Genomic DNA, 25,277 nt, shown 5'->3' with positions numbered 1-25,277 from the left:
TACGTATTTACGTAGGGGCGTTTTTTTATGATTAGGGAGGAAGTGAACGTATTAGAAAAGAGTATTGATAGAACAATATAAATACTGAACTGAAACAAAGAAAAAGAGACAGAGAGGAGATTAACAAATGAATTCACAGCAATGGACATCGAAATTAGGTTTCGTATTAGCTGCAGCAGGTTCAGCAATTGGCCTTGGGGCGATTTGGAAATTCCCATATATGGCCGGTATCGGAGGAGGCGGAGCGTTCTTCCTTATTTTCATCGGTTTCACATTATTAATTGGTTTACCGCTATTATTAGCTGAATTCGTTATCGGAAGAAGTACACAAAAAGAGGCCGTTGATGCGTATAGAGAAATCGCACCAAAAACATTATGGCCATGGTTAGGGAAATTAGGGATTGTAACTTGTTTCATATTACTTTCATTCTACAGTGTTGTAGGGGGATGGATTTTATTATACTTATGGAATGCAATTACAGGTAGACTATGGGAAGGAAATGGCGCATACGAAGCTACGTTTGGTGAAATCATTTCCAATCCTTATTTAGCAGTAGGAGCACAGTTATTATTCATACTTATTACAATTTTTATCGTAAGTAAAGGCGTACAAAACGGTGTTGAAAAAGTAAATAAATATTTTATGCCAGCGCTATTCGTTTTATTCTTTGTATTAATTGTTCGTGCTCTTACATTAGACGGCGCGGGAGAAGGGGTTCGTTTCTTCTTACAACCTGATTTCTCACATGTAACATCAGAAGTTATTTTATATGCGATGGGTCAATCGTTCTTTTCATTATCGGTCGGTGTAGCAGTAATGGTAACATATAGTTCATACTTACCGAAGGAAGAAAGTTTACCGCGTTCAGCATTTTCTATCGTAGCTTTAACATTAGTAATTACATTACTTGCAGGACTTGCAATTTTCCCAGTTGTATTTGCATTTGGATTAGAACCATCTCAAGGGCCAGGATTATTATTTATCGTATTACCTGCTATTTTCAGTAAAATGGCGTTCGGAAAAGTGTTCTTCGTTATTTTCTTATTGCTGTTCTTCTTCGCAACGATTACATCTGCTATTTCTATGCTAGAAATTAGTGTTGCGTCGTTAACATCAAAAGGTAAAGGCAAACGTGAAAAAACGGCCTTAATCGTAGGGTTATTAATCTTCGTTGTTGGAGTACCATCAGCATTATCATTTGGTATATTAAGTGATCTGAAGATTTTCGGAAAGACAATCTTTGATTTAGCGGACTATGCAGTGAGTAACGTACTAATGCCACTTGGTGTTTTATTAGTTTCTATCTTTGTTCCTTTAAAAATGAAGAAAGATGTATTAATGAAAGAGCTTGGTGTAAGTAAAAATAAAGGCTATAAACTGTTCGTATTATGGTTATTCTTACTTCGCTTTATCGCACCAATCGCGATTATTATCGTATTCTTAAATGTACTTGGCATTATTTAAAAAGAAAGGTAGCGTATCGCTCTATGATACGCTACCTTTTTACTTTGCTCTTTTTTGCAGTTCGTTTACTGTTACGAACTGATAGCCCTTCTTAGATAATGAGTCTAAAATACCTTCAATGGTCTGTAAATTTTCATTAGACTCATCATACATAGAGTGCAGTAAAATGATAGAACCTGGTTTTACACTTTTATTAACATACTCAATTTTATCAGCAGCAGATTTATAAAAAGTATCAGGTTCAAGGTCCCATGTGATTGTTTCGATATTATTTTTATTTAAATAATAGGGCAGACCAATTAGCTTTTTTCCGTTAGGTGGTCTAAAATCAATTTCGCCTGTATATCCTGTTTGGCGGATTAATGCATTCGTTTTTTCTATTTCTTCTTTAATAAAAGAAGGTGTTTTAAAAACCATTCTGTTATGAGAGTATGTATGGTTTCCAATTTGGTGTCCGGATTGTACGATATCTTCTCCTAACGATAGGTTTTGCTCTAATTCATTGCCGATTAAAAAGAATGTAGCTTTTGCATTGTATGTATCTAGTAGCGGTAATATTTGTTTTACATTGTTCGTAGGGCCATCATCAAAAGTTAAAGCAATCACTTTTTCATTTGTTTCTACTCGATTTGTTAAATCTCCAAACAATTGAAAACTTCTTGCGTTCATCAATTTGTATGTTCCAAGTAATGCTACAGTAATAATGAATAATGTAACGATTGTAATGATTATTTTCTTTTTCATAAAGCAACCTCACTATACTTTTGGATTGGACTAAAAAGTATTATATCAAACTAAGTAATTTCATGCTTGAAAAAGGATGTGGATGCAAGGGGAAGGAATTTATCATATAATAAAATGCAAAAGGTATATTAGGAGGTGTTTATATGGCGATTATAATTCAATTGCCAGACACTGCAGCGTCTCATGCAAAGCCAAGTATGGAAATGGCGATACTTTGCGTGAGGTAGATAAGTAATATACAATCGCCTAAATGAGCTCGTATCATTTTTTATATTTGGCTTTGCACCTTATTGAAATGAACCATAAAAAATAAGGGGCGAGCAGAAATGAAATACGTTAAAGCTGCGACGGTTTTACCAGAAAGTTTAATTATTGAAATTCAAAAGTATATACAAGGTGAAACAATTTACATTCCAAAACAAGAAACGAAACATTATAAATGGGGTACACGATCTGGAGGAAGAAAACAACTAGATGAAAGAAATAAAGCGATTAAAGAAGCGTTTAAAAGTGGGATTTCCGTTCATCAACTTGCAGAGGAGTATTTTCTATCCGGAGAAACGATTAAAAAGATAGTGTATTCTAAATGAAGATAAAAGAGTCTAGTTCAAATATTATTTTGAACTAGACTCTTTTTGCTTTGTATCTATTGGATATATTACGTATGAGTGGGAAAGATAATAGAAAAATATGCCGTTTTTTTACTAAATAGAATATAGAACATTTGAGTGAAAAGCAGAAAGGGGAACATTTATGAATCATATTGGACAAATAACGATAGAGCTTTTAGTTGGCTTTTTTGTTCTATTAATTGCTACAAAAATACTAGGGAAAACACAAATATCTCAGCTAACCCCTTTTGATTTTATTTCTGCTATCGTTCTTGGTGAGCTCGTTGGAAATTCAATATATGATCCTAAAATTAAAGTGTGGTCTATTTTATATTCAGTATTTGTTTGGGTAATTTTAATTTATTCAATAGAAGTGATAACACAAAAAATAAGAGGAACAAGAAGGTTTTTTGAAGGGTATCCTTCGATTATTATTCGTAATGGAAAGATCGACCGAGAACAATTAAGTTCAAATCATTTGGATATTAACCAACTACAACAAATGCTTAGGCAACAAAAAGACATATTTTCAATCAGAGAAGTTGAATATATGATTTTGGAACCTAATGGGAACATAAGTGTTCTGAAAAAGAGTAAATACGAATCACCCACTATAAATGATTTAAGTTTAAAGCATAAGCCTGTATATTTACCGATTTCATTAATTAGTGATGGAAAAGTAGTGAAAGATAATTTGAGAGAAGCTGGCTTCGATGAAGGATGGCTGTATAAACAAATAAAGAAAAAAGGGATTACTAAATTTGAAGATGTATTATATGCAGAATGGAAAACAGACGATGGTTTCTTTTGTCAGGAAATGAAGCGGTAGAACATAATCGAAGTATGTAATATTCGTTTCTAAGTTATCTTTTACATATCAAAAAGCTGAATCTTTGTATACAATAAAACTAGATCAACAATTTGTATGGAGTGATAAAGATGGAAGCTTTTATTAGAAGTGATCAATACAATTTTATAAAATCACAAGCTTATATTTTAGCAAATGGGCATGCAACGGCAAATGATAGAGGTGTAATTCAAGCGTTAAAATCACTTGCGATTGAAAAGATAATACATGTATTTGAGAATTTAACGGATGAACAAAAAGAGTTAATTGATACGGTATTAACAGTTCAAAATAGAGAAGATGCAGAATCGTTTTTAATGAAAATAAATCCGTATGTCATTCCGTTTCAGGAAGTTACAGCGCAAACATTAAAAAAATTATTTCCTAAAGCGAAAAAATTAAAACTTCCTGATATGGAAGAACTGAACATGAAAGAATTATCTTATTTAAGCTGGATTGATAAAGGGTCAAGCAGGAAATTTATTATAGCGAAAAATGATAAAAATAAGTTTGTTGGTCTGCAAGGAACGTTCCAAAGTTTAAATAAAAAAAGCATTTGTTCATTATGTCATGGGCATGAAGAAGTAGGAATGTTTTTAGTTGAAATTAAAGGTGATGTACAAGGAACTTTCGTTAAAAAGGGAAACTATATTTGCAAAGATGGTGTAGCTTGTAATCAGAATATGAAATCACTTGATAAATTGAACGATTTTATTGAACGATTGAAGAAATAAAGAAGGAACCTCTAGTATTTAAACTGGAGGTTTTTATTTTTGAAAGAATTAATAATAGGCCTCTTTTGTAGCTGTAAATTTATAAAAAAAGTCGGGTCATTTATAATGAAATTAGATAAAAATATCTATTTGGATACATTTGCTTATATGCAAGGAGGTAAAACATGAATTACATTTCATTGAAAGAAGAGATGTTAAAAGTGAAACGGTGGCCTAAAGATACGATAGCGGCAGGCCGGGGGCATACAGTTGCTCTTAAATCAGATGGTACGGTTGTAGCAGTGGGGCGAAATAAAGAAGGAGAATGCAATGTAAGTGGCTGGTGTGATATTGAAGCAGTCGCTGCGGGCAATGTTCATATGGCGACGAACACGGGTAATGCTCATACAATCGCTCTGAAAAGTGATAATACCGTGGAGGCGGTGGGGTGGAATAAGCATGATCAATGTGATGTAAACGACTGGTATAATATTGTATCGGTTGCGGCGGGGTGGCGTCGTACCCTTGGCATTAAACCGGATGGTAAGGTAATAGCAGTGGGGCGAAATAAAGAAGGAGAATGCGATGTAAGTAGCTGGCGTGATATTGTGGCGGTCACGGCGGGTGACTGGCATACAGTTGGTCTTAAATTGGACGGCACAGTGACCGCGGTGGGGAATAATCGATATGGCCAATGCAATGTAAGTGGCTGGCGTGGTATGGTGGAGTTGGCGGCAGGTTATCTTCATACTGTTGGTCTGAAATCGGATGGCAAAGTGATGGCAGTAGGTAATAATAAACTTGGTCAATGCGATGTAGGCAGCTGGAAAGATATTATGGCAATAGCGACAGGAAGTAATCATACAATCGGACTTAAATCAGACGGTACCGTGGTGGCAGTGGGCAGGAATGAGTATGGTCAATGTAATGTAAGGCATTGGCGCGATATTGTAGCGATAGCGGCTGGTTGTGTGCATACGGTCGGTCTTAAATTAGATGGCACCGTGGTAGCGGTAGGTGACAATACATACGGTCAATGTGATGTAGGTAGCTGGCGTAACATCCGATTGCCTGGCAAATAGTTAATGTACAACAAATCATTAGTAATATTATTCTATTTTAGGAGTAATTATGGAATAGGATATGTAGATAAGAATCCCTTTTTAAAAGAGGTTCTTATTTTTTCTGTAAAATGAGTGTCAAAATGGAACTTTTTAAAGTTACAGTAGACGATATAAGTTATAAAAAAAGCATAGGAGAGGTGAAGAATTGTTTAAAAAGATTTTATTTTCTTTACCAGATATTTTACTTGTGTGTATTGTTTTCTACATAACATATACAAATTCTTTTAGTTTTGGACAGATGTTATTAATGTCGATTGCAATCGGAATAATTGGTGGTCTTGTTATAAGAATATGTAAGGATGTATTCACGTATATAAGGTGGACGATTAAACAGAGGAAATCTTGAACATATTGAATAGCTAAAAGGAGAAACTGAAATGACTAACAAAAAGAATAAAGCTAAAAATGAGATAATACTTTGGACATTAACAGCGGTTGTTCTCATAATTGTATGGTACTTTTTTCAAAAGTAAAAACGCATCGCACTTTGAAAAGAAAGTACGATGCATTTTTATTATTTTTTTTGCCAATTTTCTTTTATAAAGTCTTCACGGCCAGATTCTTTTTGCTCAGTAGAATATTTCTCCGGATTTTTTTTATAAAAATGTTGATGGTATTCTTCAGCCTCATAAAACGGTGCAGCCAGGCGAATTTCAGTTACGATTGGTTCTTTAAACATACCGCTTTCTGCAAGAGCTTGTTTTGATTTTTCAGCAAGCTCTTTTTGCGTTTCGTTATGATAAAAAATAGCAGTGCGATAAGAGGGACCGCGGTCAAAGAATTGTCCGCCATCATCAGTTGGATCGATTTGTGGCCAATATAAATTTAGTAATTTTTCATATGGAAAAATAGAAGGATCGAATGTAATTTGTACAACTTCTAAATGACCAGATGTACCAGCTTTTACTTGTTCATATGTTGGGTTTTCTACATGACCACCTGCATAGCCAGAAAGTACTTTATGAATACCAGGAAGTTCATCAAATGGCTTTACCATGCACCAAAAGCAACCGCCTGCGAAGGTTGCGAGTTCGTATGTTTTTTCGGACATTGTTGTAATCCTCCTAAATGTATATGTTTTATATAGTATTATACAATCTTTTTTATTGCGCAATAAAAAAGATTTAGAAGTAAAGAAAAATTGAAATATATTTCTTTATAAAGTCTTTAAAATTCCTTCAAAGTTTCTTTTTTTCTGAGTGTTATGATGTAAATCGAAGTGAATATGTGAGGTGATAGGCAATGAATCCACGTAGGGAAATTAATAGTTTACAACAAAAAATGAAAGAGAGACTAATATGAAAAAGGAATTTATACAAAGCGATTTAAGAAATATATTGATTGCGGCATGCTTACTATTAGGGTTAGTTATTTTTGGATATTTTTTAATAAATAATTACCCAGGTACAAATGAAAAAAAGAAGTTAACAGATGCAACATCTACTACAGAATCAATTACATCGCTTGCTAATTCAGATGCCAAAAAAAGGGTTACAAAAACTTTTAATGTTACGGCGAAAGTAGCAAGTTTAGATTTGGGAGATGGGAAAAAGGTAGATGCATGGACCTTTGATGGAACATCACCGGGTACTCAAATTCGAGTTAAACAAGGTGAACGTATTGTTGTAAATTTGAAAAATGAATTGCCAGAACCAGTTACAATCCATTGGCACGGATTAGATGTTCCTGCGGCGGTAGACGGTGTTCCAGGTGTTACGCAAAATGCTATAAAACCAGGTGAAACATATACATACGCATTTAATGCTGATCAGGTGGGGACATATTGGTATCATTCACATCAAAAAAGTGCAATACAAACGGAGCGGGGACTATTTGGAACCATTGTTATTGAACCGAATAAACCAGCTGTAAAATATGAAAAGGATTATACAGTGGCGATCCATGAATGGAAAACAGGAGCCATACAAACCCGTAAGCATAATGGCGAACAAGATAAAGATTGGGATAGCTATCCTAGCAATCATATTCGAAATGAAAAGGCGCAAACTTTAGAAGGACCGTTAATGATGCCAAGTAATGATCAACTCAAAGATTTATCTGATGGAGATGATTACGATGTATTTACATTAAACGATACAAGTGAGGGACTACGATTGGATGCAAAACCAGGTGAAACAGTACGCCTTCGCTTAATTAATGCTGGGAATAATACGCATTTAATGACATTAGTTGGGGCGCCATTTCAAATTATTGCATTAGATGGTCGTGATATAAAAGGTGGGGACGTGCTAGATAAAGCAATTCTTCCGATGGGAGCTGCACAACGTTATGACCTTGTTTTTAAAATGCCGGAAACAACGAGTGTAAAACTTATTAATGTGGATCCATCTAAGAAAATGAATCGAATGTTAACGGCGACTATTGGGAACGGTTCTTTGCCGAAAAAACCTATTGATATAAAGAGTTATCCATGGTTTGACTTTACGAAATATGGAGAAAAAGAAGTTGGCAAGTTTACGATAGATTCAAAGTTTACAAAGGTCTATGATATGGATTTGGCAGAAGGTGTGAAAGATGTAAATGGACAAGAAAAATGGGTGTATACGATTAATGGAAAGACATCACCTGATATTCCACCCATTAAAGTAGAGAAAGGGGATAAAGTTAAGATTCGCTTTAAAAATAAGGGAGAAGAAATTCATCCAATGCATTTGCATGGACATACATTCCAAGTTATTTCTAAAAATGGTAAACCAATGGAGGGAAGTCCGATTTACTTAGATACAGTTAATGTTTTTCCGGGAGAAGAATATGAAATTGCTTTAGAGGCAAATAATAGTGGACTATGGATGGTTCATTGTCATCATCTTGTTCATGCGGAAAAAGGAATGCATACGATGATGAACTATGAAGGGGTAACTACTCCATTTTCTACCGGAGATCACTCAGGTAATCATCCAGAATAATAATACGGAGGTTTTCATGCTTTATAGAATTATAGTATTTATTTTAACAAGTGTAAGTATATTTTTGTTTTCTCATAGTAGTGTATTTGCTCATACAAGTGTTGTAGGAGCCACTCCTAAGGAGGGCGAAGTTCTTACAGTACAACCGGAACAGATTATTCTTGAATTTAGTGAACCAGTTACAGGAAATGTAGTCAATATTGAACTGCTAGATCCAAGTGCAAAGAGAGTGCAAGTATCAAAGGTTGAAATATTAGATAACCCAACAAAAATAAAAGTGAAATTACCAAACTTAAATAATGGTACTTACACAGTAAGGTGGTCTATGATTTCTGCAGACGGACATCCGAGTGAGGGAGGCTATCCCTTTTCAATTGGAGAAGAATTACAAACTAATGTAGTGGTAGAGGGAAATGCGAGTGGCTCAGTATTTTCAGATGTTATGATAGTAACACTACGCTATATTGTAGAGGGAATGATTTTAATTGGAGCAGGAGTAAAGTGGCTCGATATGTTTGTAAAACGTTATAGATTACCTTCCATATTGCAAAGCATGAAGAATATGAAAAAGATTTTCTTCTCTATACTTGTAGTAGGATTAATAGCCGAATTAATAGTATATAAGTCAGTTATTCCGAAGGGAAGTTTACTTATTCATTCGCCATTTTCAGTTATTATTATGATTCAACTGCTATTATTAGTTCTTATGTCTTTACAGCATATGGGGAACGAATGGTATGCGCTAGTTTGGGGATTTCTTGTTGCAAGTTTTTCTTTCACAGGTCATGTATGGATTACGAATCCAAATTGGGCAGCAATTATAATTAGAATGGTCCATGTTATGAGTATTGCAGTGTGGCTAGGAGCACTTATTTATTTAGCTCTTGTTATAGCATGGACAACATTATACAAAATTACATTTGATCAAAAGCGTTTTCGTAAACATTTTAGCATTATTGCTGGTATTTCATTTATTATAGCATTTCTTTCTGGGGAATTAATTGTGTTTTTACAGACAAGGAATTGGGTACTTTTTAATTTTAATTCAATATGGACGAACCTTTTAAATATAAAGATTTTTACTGTATGTATAATTACAATTGTAGCATGGAGACAAACGAAAACATGGGATAACGATATTGGAACAGTTAATCGCCGTTTATTGCTCTTAGAAATTGTTCTAGCTATACTCGTATTATTAGCTGGTATTTGGATGAGTCAAGTTTCGTTTCCGGTGAATTCTGTAACAAGCTAAAATTATAATGTTCATAGGAGTTCTGTAATGTCAATCCGTATTAGATTGCTGTTGTCGTATGTTGCGATGGTAATTATTCCAATCGTTTTTTGCGGTATAGCAGTTATGTTAATTAGTGTTACTTTATTTGGTGATATTCGTATTGCAAAAGCAATTATTGGTCTTAATCAAAATAGTCATTCTCTCATTGATAAAGAACAGGAGGGAGCTATTCGTACAAAAGAAGATGAAGATGATATTTTTAGTAGGTTGAAAATTCTTTCATCGTATGCTCCAGATAAATTGGAGGATATAAATTTTTTAAAGGAAACTGATAAAGAATTAAACGATAATCAAGCAGGATTACTAATTCGAAAAAATGATGAGCTTACATATTCATCCCCATATTTTAAAATCTCTTCGTTTGATAAATACCTACCCGCATTTGAAACGGAGGGACAAAGAAAGGGAATGGATGTGAAAATAGAGGGTAATTCTTTTTACTATAAGCAATTTGATTACTACGATGAAGAGAAGGATAAGGTTAGTATTTTTGTATTTGAGTATGTAAATCCTTTAGAAGAAATGATTAGAGAATTTTTCCCATATTTCGTATTCTCTTTAATACTTGGGCTAATTATTACGAATGGAATATTAACATATTTTATATCACGGAGTATTATTAAACCATTGCATTCATTAAAGCAGGCAACGGAAAGAATTCAAAAGGGTGACTTAGATTTTCAAGTAAAGCCACTTGCGAAAGATGAAATAGGTGAATTAAGTTTATCGTTTGAAGAGATGCGTGGCAGGTTGAAGGAATCGGTCGAGTTGCAAATGGAATATGAAAAAAATCGTAAAGAGTTGCTTTCAAATATTTCTCATGATTTACGGACGCCAATAACGGCTATTAAAGGTTATGTACAAGGAATTAAAGAAGGTATCGCTCGAACTCCAGAACAATTAGATAAATATTTAACGATTATTTATCATAAAGTGTTTGATATGGATCAATTAATTGACGAGCTTTTTCTCTTTTCAAAACTTGATTTAAAAGAGGAACCGTTTCAATTTGAAGAGGTTGAAATTAATCAATACTTATCTGATTGTATAGAAGAACTACAGCTTGAATTACAGGATAAGGGAATTGCAGTGAGATGGGATGCTCAAAAGGATACTTCTATTTTGGTAAAAGGTGATCGTGAAAAATTACGTCGTGTTATTACAAATATCATTTGGAATAGTGTGAAGTATATGGATAAAGAAGAAAGATATATAGGAATTCGCATGACTGAATCTATTGATTATGTAACGATTTACATAAAAGATAATGGGGTAGGGATAGAAGAGAAGGCGTTGCCTCATATATTTGAAAGGTTTTATCGTGCAGATCATTCTAGAAATTCTAAAACAGGTGGAAGTGGACTTGGTTTGTCAATTGCACATCAGATTATCACACAACATGGTGGTGATATTTGGGTAGAAAGCAAAAAAGGTAAAGGAACGACACTGGCATTTACATTACAAAAAATCAATTAGAAAAAGGAGAGCATCTTGAAAAGAATTTTAATTATTGAAGATGAAGCTATTATAGCAGAGTTAGAAAAGGATTATTTAGAGGTTGCTGGGTATACAGTAGATATTGATTATTCTGGCGAAAAAGGTTTACAAAGAGTTCTTCTGAAAGATTATGACTTGTTAATTTTAGACATAATGTTACCAGGAATAGACGGATATGAAATTTGTAAACAAGTTCGATTGAAAAAGGACATACCAATACTTATGGTGTCCGCAAAACAAGAGGAAATCGATAAAATTAAAGGGTTAGGTTTTGGAGCAGATGATTATATTATAAAACCGTTTAGCCCGAGTGAAATGGTGGCACGTGTAAATGCTCATCTAGCTCGTTATGATCGTTTAACAGGAAAACGAGAACAAATAAAAGATGAAATTCGTATTCGAGGATTGCTTATTGATAAATCGGCCCGACGTGTATTTGTAAATGGAACTGAGGTCATGCTAACAGGAAAAGAATTTGATTTATTAACTTGTATGGCAGAACATCCAAATCAAGTATTTAGTAAAGATCGTCTCTTTGAAACTGTATGGGGGATGGATGTAATTGGTGATGCAGCAACGGTTGCTGTACATGTGAAAAATATTCGTCACAAAATTGAACTCGATCCATTCGATAAATCATATATCGAGACAATTTGGGGAGTAGGTTATCGTTTTACACAGTGAAAAAGACCAGCAAAAATGCTGGCCTTTTTTGCGTAAATAGATTAAGAAATTACAAACAAGACCCTCCGCTCACATCAATTAATTGTCCAGTAACCCAACGGCTGTCTGGAGAAGCAAGAAATGCAACAGTATCGGCAATGTCTTCTACTTCACCTAAGCGATTGAAGGCGGAAATAGTAGTGGCATACTGTTTCATCATTGGGTCGCTCAAGAGTTCTGCATTCATATCGGTTTTAATAAATCCAGGAAGTATTGCATTCACTGTTATTCCCCGTGCTCCGAGCTGTTTTGCTAGTGTGAAAGTCATTGTATTAATAGCGCCTTTCGTCATACTATATGCAACGAAATCAGGTAATGAAATACGAGTGGCAGCGGATGAAATGTTAATAATTCGGCTATTGTCACGTAAACGAGATAGAGCTTGTTGAATGATAAAGAATGGTGCTTTTGCATTTACTGAAACCATTCTATCAAAAAATTGTTCAGTCGTTTCTTCAATAAAAGCACCAGGACCAATTCCAGCGTTGTTTATTAAAATATCAAATTTAGTACCACCAGTTCTTTTTTGTAATTCGTTATCTAAAGAACTATAAAGGGTTTCTACACCATGTAAAGATTCAAGGTTTGCACCGATAGAAAAGGCAGATCCGCCATTTGATCGAATTTCATAAACAGTTTCCTCAGCATCTTCTTTTCGATTTCCGTAATGAATAGCAACTAATGCACCGTCGTTTGCTAAACGTTTTGCAATAGCACGTCCAATTCCTCGGCTTGCTCCTGTAACTAATGCCACTTTTCCTTTTAACATAGTTTTCTCATCTCCTCATAAAATTTTATATGTTATTAAGTTGTTTTTCTTTATGTAGTAATGTGAACATACTTAAGTAATATATGAGTATGTGTAAGAAGTTCATTCCGATTTTGTTTTGAGAAAAAATAAATAGACTTCCTTTAAATTGATTGAATTTTATTTTTTTTAGAAAAACATGTTGACAACGAAAAGAACAACGTCCTATAATACGTTTAACAAATAAAAGTGAATTAAGAATTTTCTAACTTTATATGTTGTATATGCAAAGAAGAGGAAAGTAGATGGTTATGATCGTTTCAGAGAGCTGCTCCTAGGCTGTGAGAGTAGTAACAATCGAATCATTGAAGATCACCTCGGAGCATCGCTTGCGAAAGGGAAACTGAGTAGAGGGCGACGGCATCGTCTCCGGTAAAAGGACGGGGGTCTAATTGGACCTGCAAAGCTTATATTTCGTGAGAAATATAAGGAAGCTGAGTGGTACCGCGAAACTCTCGCCTCAGCAATCAAAGCTACTAAATTGTAGTAGTTGATTGCTGAGGCGAGAGTTTTTATTTTAAAAATAAAATAAGAGAATGCGTAGAAGCGGAGAGTAAATGATAAAAATTGTTTCAGAGAGCTGCCTACAAGCTGTGAGGGTAGTAACAATTTCATCATTGAAGATCACCACGGAGCACTACTTTTGAAAACTAGTAAAAAGTAGCGGAGTTGTTTCCGATAGAAAAACAAAAAGTCTAATTGGACTTGCAGAGCTTATATTTCGTGAGAAGTGTAAGGAAGCTGAGTGGTACCACGATTCCCTCGTCTCAGCAATGGATTGCTACAAGTATGTATGTAATCGATTGTTGAGACGAGTATATTTTTAAGATCTATATACTGAATATTCTGTTAAAAATACTCATCTCAGCAATCGATATAGAAATAGGTTGCAAAAATAGAGAGAAAAAAAGAGGAGCGATGTGAGATGGGAAACCAGTACATTTATATGAATGGGGAATTTGTAGAAAAAGAAAAGGCAGTTGTTTCAGTATATGATCACGGTTTTTTATACGGAGACGGTGTATTTGAAGGGATTCGTAGTTACGGTGGAAATGTATTTTGTTTAAAAGAACATGTAAAACGATTATATGAATCGGCAAAATCTATTTTACTTACAATCCCGCTGACGGTTGAAGAAATGGAAGAAGCAGTTTTACAAACATTGCAAAAAAATGAGTATGCGGATGCTTACATTCGGTTAATTGTTTCAAGAGGAAAAGGTGACTTAGGGCTCGATCCGAGAAGTTGTGTGAAACCGAGCGTTATTATCATTGCAGAACAATTAAAGTTATTCCCTCAGGAATTTTACGATAATGGATTAAGCGTTGTATCTGTTGCATCAAGACGTAACACGCCAGATGCATTAGATCCACGTATTAAGTCAATGAACTACTTAAATAACGTACTTGTAAAAATTGAAGCGGCACAAGCTGGAGTGCTAGAAGCACTTATGTTAAATCAACAAGGATATGTTTGTGAAGGATCTGGAGATAATGTTTTCGTTGTGAAAGATGGAAAAGTGTTAACACCTCCTTCTTATTTAGGAGCGCTAGAAGGTATTACGAGAAATAGTGTGATTGAGTTATGTGAGCGACTTAATATTCGGTGTGAGGAAAGACCGTTTACTCGCCATGACGTATATGTAGCAGATGAAGTATTTTTAACGGGAACGGCAGCAGAATTAATTCCGGTTGTGAAAGTTGATTCAAGAGAAATTGGAGATGGGAAACCAGGAAGTGTAACGAAACAATTGACAGAGGAATTTAAAAAGTTAACGAGAGAAAGAGGAGTACGTGTTCCAGGGCTGGCGGAGAGCTTACTGTAGATAGGGAGAGGAGTAAATTAAAATGGAGCAGCATACAGCACGTGAGAAATTACAGTGTGAAGATGTAACAGGAGCGGGGCACGTTATTCAATGTTTGAAAAAATTAGGTGTAACGACTGTTTTCGGTTATCCGGGCGGAGCGATTTTGCCAGTGTACGATGCGTTATACGGAAGTGGTTTGAAGCACGTTTTAACTCGTCATGAACAAGCTGCCATTCATGCGGCAGAAGGATATGCGAGAGCTTCTGGAAAGGTCGGGGTAGTCTTTGCTACCTCTGGACCAGGGGCGACAAATTTAGTTACGGGTTTAGCAGATGCTTATATGGATTCGATTCCTTTAGTTGTTATTACAGGGCAAGTTGCAAAACCTCTCATCGGAAAAGACGGATTTCAAGAAGCAGATGTTGTCGGGATTACAGTACCTGTTACGAAGCATAATTATCAAGTTCGTGATGTGAATCATTTATCACGTATTGTACAAGAGGCTTTTTACATCGCCGAAAGCGGGCGACCAGGACCAGTATTAATTGATATTCCAAAAGATGTTCAAAATGAAAAGGTAACAAGTTTTTATAATGAAGTAATTGAGATTCCAGGATATAAACTAGAGCCTATGCCAGACAGTAGGAAGCTTAGAGAGGTAGCTAAAGCAATTTCCGAAGCAAAACGTCCACTTCTTTATATTGGAGGAGGGATCATTCATTCGGGTGGTTCTGATGAACTTATTCAGTTTGCGAGGGAAAATTGTATTCCTGTCGTTTCCACTTTAATGGGACTTGGTGCATATCCGCCGGGAGATTCGTTATTTTTAGGAATGCTCGGCATGCATGGAACGTATGCTGCAAACATGGCAGTAACAGAATGTGATCTACTACTTGCTTTAGGTGTTCGTTTTGATGATCGTGTAACAGGAAAATTAGAACTCTTTTCTCCGCATTCGAAAAAGGTACATATTGATATAGATTCTTCAGAGTTTCATAAAAATGTAACTGTGGAATATCCGGTTGTCGGTGATGTAAAAAAAGCGTTACACAAGCTGTTACATATGCAAATTTGTACACAAACAAAAGAATGGCTTACGAAAATCGAGGAATGGAAAGCTGAATACCCTCTTTCCTACAATCAAAAAGAAAGTGAGTTAAAACCACAACATGTTATTAGCATAGTAAGTGAAGTAACGAATGGTGAAGCGATTGTTACGACAGAAGTCGGACAGCATCAAATGTGGGCTGCGCATTTTTATAAAGCGAAAAATCCACGGACTTTTCTAACATCTGGCGGACTAGGAACGATGGGGTTTGGTTTCCCGGCAGCAATTGGTGCTCAGCTTGCAAAAGAAGAAGAACTCGTCATTTGTATTGCAGGCGATGCTTCTTTTCAAATGAACATTCAAGAACTACAAACAATTGCTGAAAATAATATTCCTGTAAAAGTATTTATTATAAATAACAAATTTTTAGGGATGGTAAGGCAATGGCAAGAAATGTTTTATGAAAATCGTTTATCAGAGTCAAAAATCGGATCGCCAGATTTTGTGAAAGTGGCAGAAGCTTATGGAGTGAAGGGATTAAGAGCGACGAATTCAACCGAGGCGAAACAAGTGATGTTAGAAGCAATTGCTCATGACGGTCCTGTCGTAGTTGATTTTTGTGTAGAAGAAGGTGAAAACGTATTTCCGATGGTTCCGCCAAACAAAGGGAATAACGAAATGATTATGAAGAGGTGGGAAGAATGAGTCATACTTTTTCACTCGTTATTCATAACGAGCCAACCGTCTTATTACGTATAAGTGGAATTTTTGCTCGGCGTGGTTATTATATTTCTTCTTTACATTTAGACGAAAGAGATACTAGTGGTGTTTCTGAAATGAAACTCACAGCAGTTTGTACTGAAAATGAAGCGACATTACTTGTTGGTCAGTTGAAAAAATTAATTGATGTACTACAAGTAAATAAATTATAAGGAGTGTATGGAATATGAAAACGTATTATGAGAAAGATGCAAAGTTAGAATTATTACAAGGGAAAACAGTTGCGGTAATTGGTTATGGATCTCAAGGTCATGCGCAGGCACAAAATTTACATGATTCTGGTGTGGAAGTTGTAGTTGGTGTTCGCCATGGTAAGTCTTTTGAAGTAGCAAAAGCAGATGGGTTTGAAGTAATGTCTGTTTCAGAAGCGGTTCGAACCGCGCAAGTTGTACAAATGTTATTGCCAGATGAACAGCAAGCACATGTGTATAAAGCAGAAGTAGAAGAGAATCTCCGTGAAGGGCAAATGTTACTTTTCTCACATGGATTTAATATTCACTTCGGACAAATTAATCCGCCAAGTTACGTAGATGTAGCGATGGTCGCACCAAAAAGTCCAGGTCATCTCGTTCGTCGTGTATTCGAAGAAGGAAATGGTGTTCCAGCATTAGTTGCAGTACATCAAGATGCTACGGGAACGGCATTAAGTGTAGCGCTTGCGTATGCAAAAGGTGTAGGTTGTACACGTGCAGGTGTAATTGAAACGACATTCCAAGAAGAAACGGAGACAGATTTATTCGGAGAGCAAGCAGTGCTTTGCGGCGGGGTAACGGCACTTGTGAAAGCTGGTTTTGAAACATTAACAGAAGGCGGATATCGTCCTGAAATTGCATACTTTGAATGTTTACATGAATTAAAGTTAATTGTTGATTTAATGTACGAAGGTGGTTTAACGAACATGCGCCATTCTATTTCAGATACGGCTGAGTTCGGAGATTATGTAACAGGATCGAGAATTGTTACAGATGAAACGAAGAAAGAAATGAAACGAGTACTTACAGAAATTCAGCAAGGTGAATTCGCGAAGAAATGGATTTTAGAAAATCAAGCTGGGCGTCCAACATATAATGCGATGAAAAAAGCAGAGCAAAATCATCAGTTAGAAAAAGTAGGGGCAGAGCTTCGTGAAATGATGAGCTGGATTCATGCACCGAAAGAATTAGTAAAGAAATAGAGTAAGTGATAGTAAGTGAAAAATACGTAAGAGGGGATTTGACAAGATGAGAAGTGACATGATTAAAAAAGGTTTTGATAAAGCGCCGCACCGTAGTTTATTAAAAGCAACTGGTTTGAAAGATGAAGATTTTGATAAACCGTTTATAGCTATCTGTAATTCTTTTATTGAAATTATTCCAGGACATAAGCACTTAAATGAGTTTGGGAAACTTGTTAAAGAAGCAGTGCGTGCAGCAGGTATGGTTCCATTTGAATTTAATACAATTGGAGTAGATGACGGTATTGCGATGGGGCATATCGGTATGCGTTATTCGCTTCCGAGTCGTGAAATCATTGCAGATTCAGTAGAAACGGTTGTAAATGCACATTGGTTTGATGGCATGATTTGTATTCCAAACTGTGACAAAATCACACCTGGTATGATGATGGCTGCACTTCGTATTAACATTCCAACTGTATTTGTTTCAGGTGGTCCGATGGCGGCTGGAAAAACATCTAAAGGAGACGTTGTCGATTTAAGTTCTGTTTTCGAAGGGGTAGGAGCTTATCAATCTGGTAAAATTTCAGAAGAAGAATTAAAGGATATTGAAGATCATGGCTGTCCATCTTGTGGTTCTTGTTCCGGTATGTTTACAGCGAACTCTATGAACTGTTTATGTGAAGTGTTAGGTTTAGCTCTGCCTGGTAACGGAAGTATTTTAGCCATCGATCCAAGACGCGAAGAATTAATTAAACAAGCAGCAGAGAAATTAAAGATTTTAATTGAAAAAGATATTAAACCAAGAGACATTGTAACAGAAGAAGCAATTGATGATGCGTTCGCACTTGATATGGCGATGGGCGGTTCAACAAATACAGTGTTGCACACATTGGCGCTCGCGCAAGAGGCTGGATTAGATTACGATATGAACCGTATTGATGCCGTTTCAAGACGTGTACCACATTTATGTAAAGTAAGCCCTGCTTCCAATTGGCATATGGAAGATATTGATCGAGCGGGCGGGATTAGTGCTATTTTGAAAGAGATGAGCCGAAAAGAAGGTGTGCTTCATTTAGATCGTATTACTGCTACTGGGCAAACGTTAAGAGAAAATATTGCTCATGCAGAGATTAAAGATAAGGAAGTAATTCATTCTCTCGAAAACCCTCATAGTGAAGAAGGGGGATTACGTATATTAAAAGGAAACCTTGCGAAAGATGGGGCAGTTATTAAAAGCGGAGCGACCGAAGTAAAACGATTTGAAGGACCTTGTGTTATTTTTAATTCACAAGATGAGGCGCTTGCGGGCATTATGCTTGGGAAAGTTAAGAAAGGCGATGTAGTTGTTATTCGTTATGAAGGACCAAGAGGTGGTCCTGGTATGCCGGAGATGTTAGCACCAACGTCAGCGATTGCTGGTATGGGATTAGGTGCAGATGTTGCGCTATTAACGGATGGACGTTTCTCGGGTGCTTCACGTGGTATTTCGGTAGGGCATATTTCACCCGAAGCGGCTGCGGGCGGAACGATTGCACTTCTTAAACAAGGGGATATCGTTTGTATCGATGTTGAGGAGAGATTGTTAGAAGTAAGAGTTAGTGATGAAGAATTAGATCAGCGTAAAAAAGAGTGGAAACGACCAGAACCGAAAGTGAAAACTGGTTGGCTTGGACGTTATGCACAAATGGTAACATCGGCGAATACAGGTGCAGTCCTAAAAATCCCGAATTTCGATTGAGCCAATTTAAAAGAGATAAGGATGATATGAGATGGTGCAGAAGGTAAAGGAGAGAGTGAAAATTGAAGATATCTTAATGGCTCATAATTGCATGAAAGATATCGTTATTAAAACACCGTTACAACGTGATACAGTTTTATCTGAGAAATATGATTGTGACGTTTATGTAAAAAGAGAAGACTTACAATTGATTCGCTCTTTTAAAATTCGTGGTGCGTACAATTTGATTCAAAGTTTATCGGCAGAACAATTACAAAACGGCGTTGTTTGTGCAAGTGCTGGCAATCATGCACAAGGAGTTGCTTATACGTGTAATTTATTGAAGATTCCGGCAAAAATCTTCATGCCAACAACGACACCTAAACAAAAAGTATCGCAAGTACAATTTTTCGGTGGTGATTTTGCGGAGATTGTATTAGTTGGTGATACATTTGATAGCTCGTTCCAAGAAGCACAGCGCTATTGTGAGGAAAATAGAATGACGTTTGTTCATCCGTTTGATGATCCGTATGTTATTGCTGGTCAAGGAACAGTGGCAGTTGAAATTATGCATGATATGGAGAAATCGGTTGACTTTATTTTTACAGCAATCGGCGGTGGTGGATTAGCATCAGGTGTTGGTACATATGTGAAAGGTGTTAGTCCTGCTACAAAGGTCATTGGTGTAGAGCCAATGGGAGCTGCATCTATGAAAGAGGCTTTTCTTCAAAATGAAAATATCGCATTAGAGAAAATAGATAGTTTTGTTGATGGGGCAGCTGTTAAAAAGGTAGGAAAGTTAACATTTGAAACTTGTAAAGATGTAATTGATGACATTGTTTTAGTACCAGAGGGAAAAGTTTGTACGACAATTTTAGAACTGTATAAGAAAAATGCAATTGTAGCTGAGCCTGCTGGTGCACTATCTATTGCAGCGCTTGATTTATATAGAGATGAAATAAAAGGTAAAACAGTTGTATGTACGCTAAGTGGTGGAAATAATGATATTGATAGAATGCAAGAAATGAAAGAACGTTCGCTCATTTATGAAGGACTAAAACATTACTTCATCATTGAATTCCCGCAGCGTTCTGGTGCGCTAAGAGAATTTCTAGATAAAGGATTAGGGCCAGGAGATGATATTACTCGCTTTGAATACATTAAGAAACATAATAAAGAAAATGGTCCAGCATTAGTCGGCGTAGAATTAAAACATAAAGAGGATTATGAGCAATTAATTACTCGTTTTAAAGAAAATAATATTCAATTTATGGAGCTTAATAAAAATCCTATTTTGTTTGATTTGCTTATTTAATAGAAGGAAAGAGTTAGCATACAGTTGTAATTGAAATAAAAAAGATAGATACAAGTAGCAGAAAAGCTACTTGTATCTATCTTTTTATAGTTAAACTATATATTTTCCATATTCAAGAAGGATAAAGCTAGTTAACCAAAAGAATATCGCAATACGAATGATTACATACATAGTAAATTCAAAGGTAGTAAGCTTTCGTTCGCGTTTTATTTTTTTTAGAAGTCTAACAGAAAAAAATGAACATAAAAGTAGAACGGCTATAGATATTTTATAAATATTCTCTAACAAACTTACATTTTCTAATAAGTCTTTCAGCATGTTCATCACCTATTCTGTAAAGTATGTTACAGAGAAATAGATCTTGCGTTGTCTAGTTTCGTTTGTTTTTTATGTTCCCTGTATCATCAATTTCTACGTCAGTTGAAATTGTTTGTAAATATTGTAGAGCTTTTTTCTTTTCGTCCTCATTTACAGGGGAGATTTGGTTATTGCGAATGATGTAAGGATTGAATGACATTTGGACATCCTTTCCTTTAAAAGTTAAAGTTAATACGCCAGTTTCGGCGCTTTTCCCACTCACATAACTTGGGAATAAAAAGTTACCTAATGAATAAGCGATAGGAACTTTATTATAATACTCAAATCCTTGTAACCAATGCGGGTGACTTCCGACAATTGCGTCAGCTCCTGCTTCAACCATTTTAGGGACATATTTTTTTTGGTATTCTACCGGACGATTTGATTTTTCAACGCCCCAATGCATATAGACAATTAAATAGTCTGCATCTTGCTTTTGTTCTTTAATTGTTTTTGTTACGAGATTTAAATCATATCCGTTCGCAACACCAGGTTTATTGTCACCAGCTACCCAATTCGTATCAGGCATAAATCGGACGAATGAAAGAAATTTGAACTTTTTCCCTTTTACAGTCATTTCACGTGCTGTATATGCATCTTTTACATTTTTTCCGGCTCCAATGTAAGGGAACTTTAATTTTTCTACGTGAGAAATCGTGTCTAATAATCCATCTTGCCCATAATCAAGTGTATGGTTATTTCCGATATTTACGATGTCATATCCATTGTTTTTTATCGCTTGTAGTGTGGATGGATCACTTTTAATCCAAAATAGTTGTCCAGGAGCCTTCTTTTCTCTTGTTGTAAATGCTGACTCTAAATTAACGAAAGAAATATCAGCCTTTGTTATTTCTTCTTTTACATGCTGGAATGGATAATCAGCCCCGTTTTTTTCGATTACAGGACGTAATTGCCAATCGAACATTGTATCACCAGAAAAGGTGAGTGTGATTTCCGGGTCTTCTATTTTCTTTTCATTTGTGGAAGCGGTTTTACTAGATTTGTTTTGCCAATCGGATTTGTCTTTCGCTTTTGAAGTAAAAGAGTAGTTAACTAATAAAACAATTGGTGTAATGCAAAAGGCTATTAACAGAAATCGTTTTAGTAAAGTTTTCATAAATACCTTCCCTTTTGAGTTTATACCGCAATTTGTAGGCAGTAAAACTCGCGCTAGTTAAAGTTTCACTTTATGTATAACTACAAAAAATTGCGGTTTATGTAGTGAAAAACATTTGTTAATATTCTCAATATTAAGTTAACATATAGATAACCTGTAAATCAATGAATAAACCAAAATATAGAAATAAAGAATTCGAAGGGTGAAGAATGAGAAATGGTTATATTAGGAGCAGTTGTAAATGGGGTTTGTATAATATTTGGTACTTTACTAGGTAAATTATGTAGTAGAATTCCAGAAAGCATGAAGGGAACAATTATGCATGCAATCGGTTTAGCGGTTACTGTGCTTGGACTTCAAATGGCATTGAAAAGTGAAAATTTCCTTGTTGTTATACTAAGTCTTGTAATTGGTACCGTCATCGGGGAATGGCTACAATTAGAGGGAAAGTTAAAACAGTTAGGAGATTGGCTAGAAAATAAAGTTGGATCGAAAGGGAAAGGAAGCATATCAGAAGGCTTTGTAACAGCTACTTTAATTTTTGCCATTGGTGCGATGGGGATACTTGGTGCACTCGACAGCGGGATTCGCGGAAATCATGATATTTTATTTACAAAGGCGATTATCGATGGATTTATTTCTATTATATTAACGACAACTTTAGGAATTGGTGTAGTGTTTTCAGCAATTCCAGTTATTTTATACGAAGGCGGTATTGCTGTTTTTGCAACACAAATTAATAGTTTGGTCCCGAAAGCATTAATGAATCAATTTATAGTGGAAATGACAGCGACAGGTGGTATTATGATAGCCGCTATTGGATTGAATTTACTTGGTATTATTAAAATTAAGGTGGCAAATTTACTGCCAGGTATATTGGTAGTTGGTATAATTGTTTCACTTATTTACGGTTACGGTTTAATAGTAAAGTAATAGGGGGTGGAGATACATATGGAGGAATTTCAATTTACGAAACGTGTTCATAACATAATGCATATTGCAGCAGAAGAGGCAGAAAGTAATATTATTCAACCAACTCATCTGTTTATCGGCATGTGTAAAGAAGGTACGGGAGTATGTAGCGAGTTGCATATGTATTTGTTTCGTAACGTGGGTACGGATTTTTTAGAAAAACTTTCATTACGAAAACAAGATGATTTGATGGATCAAGAGTATGAAAAAATAGGACAATATAAGGTATCTTATAAGGTGCTAGAAATTTTACAAATAGCGAAGAAACGTATGGAGCGTTTTCGGCAAGTAATAATAAATGAAGGGCATGTTATAGATGCGCTATTTCGCGCGGATACGTTTATTGGAAATGCACAAATACAAAAAGATATATTACGTATTATAGCTGAGCCAAGAGATTTAGCGGTTGATCTAAAATGTTTTGTTCCTACTTATGAAGATATACCTTGTACTATTAGAAAGGCTAACCTTTCTGATTTTGAAAAATTAGCAAGTTTTGTTAATGAGGAATTTGGTGAACGTTGGTTACGTTCAATAGAATATGGATTTCGTACATATAAAGAAAATGTACCTATTTACATAGCAGAAAGAGAAGAAGTGATAGTAGGTTTTGCTTGTTATGATGTAGTGAGAGGAAAGAAAGGATTGTTTGGTCCAATGGGTACAGCAAAACAAAATCGTGTGAAAGGTGTAGGGAGGCAATTGTTACATCGCTGTTTACATAGTATGAAGCAAGATGGATATGAATACGCAATTATTGGACAAGCAGGTCCGGTGAGTTTTATGAGCGATGTTGTAATGCGCGTTTAATACCAATAATGGATAATTAACCAACTTCATTTAGGTGGAGTTGGTTTTATTATGAAAACAATGTGGAAATGTAGTGATTTTTACTAGAAAATAGCGGGTTTTGTAGTAAATCTTACAAATAAAGCAAATTACTAAACTTTTTAGAAGAAAGGGTGTAGAATGGGTATCTAAAGAAAGAAGGTGTGAAAATGGCCAGCTGGAAACGAAATTTGATGATTTGTTGGCTAGGTTGTTTTACCACTGCAGCCGGTATGAGTTTAGTAATTCCTTTTTTATCTTTTTATATTGAGGAATTAGGAGTAACTGGCACTTCAAGTATTGCACAGTGGTCGGGACTTGCATTTGGTGTAACATTTTTAATGGGTGCGATCGTATCACCAATATGGGGAAAGCTTGGTGATATACATGGACGGAAATTGATGCTGATTCGTGCGAGCCTTGGTATGGCGATTATTATGACGCTTATGGGATTTGTCACGGATGTGTATCAACTAGTCGCACTAAGATTTTTGATGGGAGCAGTATCTGGTTTCCTTTCAACAGCGATGACATTCATTGCGGCAGAAACTCCGAAAGAGCATTCAGGTTGGGCAATTTCTACAATTTCAACTGGTGGAGTGAGCGGTTCTTTACTCGGTCCATTACTTGGAGGATATTTGTCTGAGTTAATTGGAATGCGCCATGTTTTTCTTGTTACAGGAGCTTTTTTATTCCTTTCTTTTCTCATCGTTTTTTTCTTCCTACATGAAGAAAATCACTCCGCTCAAGCCAAAAAAGTACAACCGAAAAAAGTATGGACGATGGTTCCAGCTAAGCATTTAATTATTAGTTTATTTGTAACAACATTTATTATTCAACTTGCGAACATGTCAATTCAACCCATTATTACATTGTATGTAAAGAATTTAGAAGGATCAGGAACAGCTCATATTGAAATGATTGCAGGCGCAGTTATGTCAGCGACAGGGTTAGCGGTTATTTTGGCAGCACCAAGACTAGGAAGATTATCAGATCAAATCGGTCCTCAAAAAACGTTAGTTGTAGCGTTGTTTGCTGCAGGAATTATTTTTATCCCGCAAGCATTTGTAACCTCAGCTTGGCAACTATTAATTCTTCGGTTTTTATTAGGTATCGCACAAGCAGGATTATTACCTTCCGTACAAACTCTACTAAAACAACATACACCAACCCATGTAACGGGACGAATATTTGGATATAATCAATCGTTTCAGTTTCTAGGGAATATGATTGGACCAGTACTTGGTGGACAAATTGCAGCACATGCGGGCTTCCAATATGTTTTCTTCTCTACTTCATCATTACTATTTATTGCGTGCATTTGGGTTTATTTTCATAATAAGAACGAAGAGGTATCAGAGAAACGACATTTGGAAGTTAGTTAACTAAGTGAATAAAAAAGGAAAAGGATGAAGCAACGATTG

Annotated in this window: 23 protein-coding genes, 1 pseudogene and 2 other annotated features; of the genes and pseudogenes, 19 read left to right on the top strand and 5 right to left on the bottom strand. The window is 35.7% G+C overall.

Annotated features, from left to right (window positions below):
* Positions 1–127 precede the first annotated feature (127 nt).
* A complete protein-coding gene (locus AABL52_RS17940) occupies positions 128–1,465 on the top strand; it encodes a sodium-dependent transporter (RefSeq protein WP_001088179.1) in 1,338 nt (445 codons plus the stop codon).
* A 39-nt stretch (positions 1,466–1,504) separates the two neighbouring features.
* On the opposite strand, the gene AABL52_RS17935 is transcribed toward AABL52_RS17940, so the two are convergent.
* Complete coding sequence (locus tag AABL52_RS17935) at positions 1,505–2,209, bottom strand: polysaccharide deacetylase family protein (protein ID WP_341518107.1); 705 nt, start codon at positions 2,207–2,209, stop codon at positions 1,505–1,507.
* A 326-nt stretch (positions 2,210–2,535) separates the two neighbouring features.
* Between AABL52_RS17935 and AABL52_RS17930 the strand changes: the two genes are divergently transcribed.
* The 5 genes from AABL52_RS17930 (at position 2,536) to AABL52_RS17910 (ending at position 5,850) form a co-directional block, all read left to right on the top strand.
* Entirely contained in the window at positions 2,536–2,799 is a 264-nt protein-coding gene (locus tag AABL52_RS17930) for a CD3324 family protein (protein WP_016088411.1), read from the top strand.
* Between the two features lie 163 nt (positions 2,800–2,962).
* Entirely contained in the window at positions 2,963–3,649 is a 687-nt protein-coding gene (locus AABL52_RS17925; protein ID WP_341518106.1) for a DUF421 domain-containing protein, read from the top strand.
* Between the two features lie 110 nt (positions 3,650–3,759).
* The gene (locus AABL52_RS17920) at positions 3,760–4,401 is read left to right on the top strand and encodes a FusB/FusC family EF-G-binding protein (RefSeq protein WP_000387070.1); all 642 of its coding nucleotides are present in this window, start codon (positions 3,760–3,762) and stop codon (positions 4,399–4,401) included.
* A 164-nt stretch (positions 4,402–4,565) separates the two neighbouring features.
* Positions 4,566–5,462, top strand: coding sequence for an RCC1 domain-containing protein (locus AABL52_RS17915; protein WP_341518105.1), 897 nt, complete (start codon positions 4,566–4,568; stop codon positions 5,460–5,462).
* A gap of 187 nt (positions 5,463–5,649) precedes the next feature.
* On the top strand, positions 5,650–5,850 hold the full coding sequence (locus AABL52_RS17910) for a hypothetical protein (RefSeq protein ID WP_097843468.1): 201 nt from the start codon (positions 5,650–5,652) through the stop codon (positions 5,848–5,850).
* 168 nt (positions 5,851–6,018) lie between these two features.
* Here the strand turns inward: AABL52_RS17910 and msrA are convergent, their stop codons facing one another.
* The gene (msrA, locus tag AABL52_RS17905; protein ID WP_199712825.1) at positions 6,019–6,555 is read right to left on the bottom strand and encodes a peptide-methionine (S)-S-oxide reductase MsrA; all 537 of its coding nucleotides are present in this window, start codon (positions 6,553–6,555) and stop codon (positions 6,019–6,021) included.
* Between the two features lie 247 nt (positions 6,556–6,802).
* Here msrA and AABL52_RS17900 point away from each other — a divergent pair, with 247 nt between their 5' ends.
* From AABL52_RS17900 to AABL52_RS17885, 4 genes are read left to right on the top strand one after another with little or no spacing between them, the layout of a single operon-like run.
* Complete coding sequence (locus AABL52_RS17900; protein ID WP_341518104.1) at positions 6,803–8,431, top strand: multicopper oxidase family protein; 1,629 nt, start codon at positions 6,803–6,805, stop codon at positions 8,429–8,431.
* 16 nt (positions 8,432–8,447) lie between these two features.
* Entirely contained in the window at positions 8,448–9,686 is a 1,239-nt protein-coding gene (locus AABL52_RS17895) for a copper resistance CopC/CopD family protein (RefSeq protein ID WP_341518103.1), read from the top strand.
* Positions 9,687–9,713: 27 nt separating this feature from the next.
* Positions 9,714–11,204 (top strand): sensor histidine kinase, encoded by a 1,491-nt coding sequence (locus AABL52_RS17890; RefSeq protein ID WP_341518102.1) that lies wholly within the window; start codon positions 9,714–9,716, stop codon positions 11,202–11,204.
* A gap of 15 nt (positions 11,205–11,219) precedes the next feature.
* Positions 11,220–11,909 (top strand): response regulator transcription factor, encoded by a 690-nt coding sequence (locus tag AABL52_RS17885; RefSeq protein ID WP_341518101.1) that lies wholly within the window; start codon positions 11,220–11,222, stop codon positions 11,907–11,909.
* Positions 11,910–11,958: 49 nt separating this feature from the next.
* Here AABL52_RS17885 and AABL52_RS17880 read toward each other — a convergent pair whose 3' ends face one another.
* Positions 11,959–12,717, bottom strand: coding sequence for an SDR family oxidoreductase (locus AABL52_RS17880; protein ID WP_341518100.1), 759 nt, complete (start codon positions 12,715–12,717; stop codon positions 11,959–11,961).
* A gap of 259 nt (positions 12,718–12,976) precedes the next feature.
* Positions 12,977–13,222: a binding site (T-box leader), on the top strand.
* Positions 13,223–13,288: 66 nt separating this feature from the next.
* Positions 13,289–13,529: a binding site (T-box leader), on the top strand.
* A gap of 152 nt (positions 13,530–13,681) precedes the next feature.
* Here AABL52_RS17880 and ilvE point away from each other — a divergent pair.
* From ilvE to ilvA, 6 genes are read left to right on the top strand one after another with little or no spacing between them, the layout of a single operon-like run.
* Positions 13,682–14,581, top strand: a complete 900-nt coding sequence (gene ilvE / locus AABL52_RS17875; RefSeq protein WP_000528140.1) for a branched-chain-amino-acid transaminase — start codon at positions 13,682–13,684, stop codon at positions 14,579–14,581.
* Positions 14,582–14,603: 22 nt separating this feature from the next.
* Positions 14,604–16,316, top strand: a complete 1,713-nt coding sequence (gene ilvB, locus AABL52_RS17870; RefSeq protein ID WP_341518099.1) for an acetolactate synthase large subunit — start codon at positions 14,604–14,606, stop codon at positions 16,314–16,316.
* On the top strand, positions 16,313–16,543 hold the full coding sequence (locus AABL52_RS17865) for an ACT domain-containing protein (protein WP_341518098.1): 231 nt from the start codon (positions 16,313–16,315) through the stop codon (positions 16,541–16,543). The genes ilvB and AABL52_RS17865 overlap by 4 nt, the downstream gene beginning before the upstream one ends.
* 14 nt (positions 16,544–16,557) lie before the next feature.
* A complete protein-coding gene (gene ilvC / locus AABL52_RS17860) occupies positions 16,558–17,565 on the top strand; it encodes a ketol-acid reductoisomerase (protein ID WP_341518097.1) in 1,008 nt (335 codons plus the stop codon).
* A gap of 46 nt (positions 17,566–17,611) precedes the next feature.
* Positions 17,612–19,285, top strand: a complete 1,674-nt coding sequence (ilvD, locus tag AABL52_RS17855) for a dihydroxy-acid dehydratase (RefSeq protein ID WP_063263766.1) — start codon at positions 17,612–17,614, stop codon at positions 19,283–19,285.
* Positions 19,286–19,316: 31 nt separating this feature from the next.
* Positions 19,317–20,579: a threonine ammonia-lyase IlvA gene (ilvA, locus tag AABL52_RS17850; protein ID WP_341518096.1), complete on the top strand. Its 1,263-nt coding sequence runs from the start codon at positions 19,317–19,319 to the stop codon at positions 20,577–20,579.
* A gap of 90 nt (positions 20,580–20,669) precedes the next feature.
* On the opposite strand, the gene AABL52_RS17845 is transcribed toward ilvA, so the two are convergent.
* A complete protein-coding gene (locus AABL52_RS17845) occupies positions 20,670–20,897 on the bottom strand; it encodes a hypothetical protein (protein ID WP_000910220.1) in 228 nt (75 codons plus the stop codon).
* Positions 20,898–20,949: 52 nt separating this feature from the next.
* On the bottom strand, positions 20,950–22,053 hold the full coding sequence (locus tag AABL52_RS17840; protein WP_341518095.1) for a CapA family protein: 1,104 nt from the start codon (positions 22,051–22,053) through the stop codon (positions 20,950–20,952).
* Positions 22,054–22,269: 216 nt separating this feature from the next.
* Here AABL52_RS17840 and AABL52_RS17835 point away from each other — a divergent pair, with 216 nt between their 5' ends.
* The 3 genes and pseudogenes from AABL52_RS17835 (at position 22,270) to AABL52_RS17825 (ending at position 25,238) form a co-directional block, all read left to right on the top strand.
* Complete coding sequence (locus tag AABL52_RS17835; RefSeq protein ID WP_000236055.1) at positions 22,270–22,986, top strand: DUF554 domain-containing protein; 717 nt, start codon at positions 22,270–22,272, stop codon at positions 22,984–22,986.
* Positions 22,987–23,004: 18 nt separating this feature from the next.
* Positions 23,005–23,855, top strand: a pseudogene (locus tag AABL52_RS17830) (GNAT family N-acetyltransferase).
* Positions 23,856–24,023: 168 nt separating this feature from the next.
* On the top strand, positions 24,024–25,238 hold the full coding sequence (locus tag AABL52_RS17825; protein ID WP_341518094.1) for a multidrug efflux MFS transporter: 1,215 nt from the start codon (positions 24,024–24,026) through the stop codon (positions 25,236–25,238).
* Positions 25,239–25,277 lie beyond the last annotated feature (39 nt).

The sequence above is a fragment of the Bacillus paramobilis genome, assembly GCF_038096195.1.
GTDB lineage: Bacteria > Bacillota > Bacilli > Bacillales > Bacillaceae_G > Bacillus_A > Bacillus_A mobilis.
The sequence above is the reverse complement of the archived record's forward strand: the minus strand, read 5'-3'. Positions and strand labels throughout refer to the sequence as shown.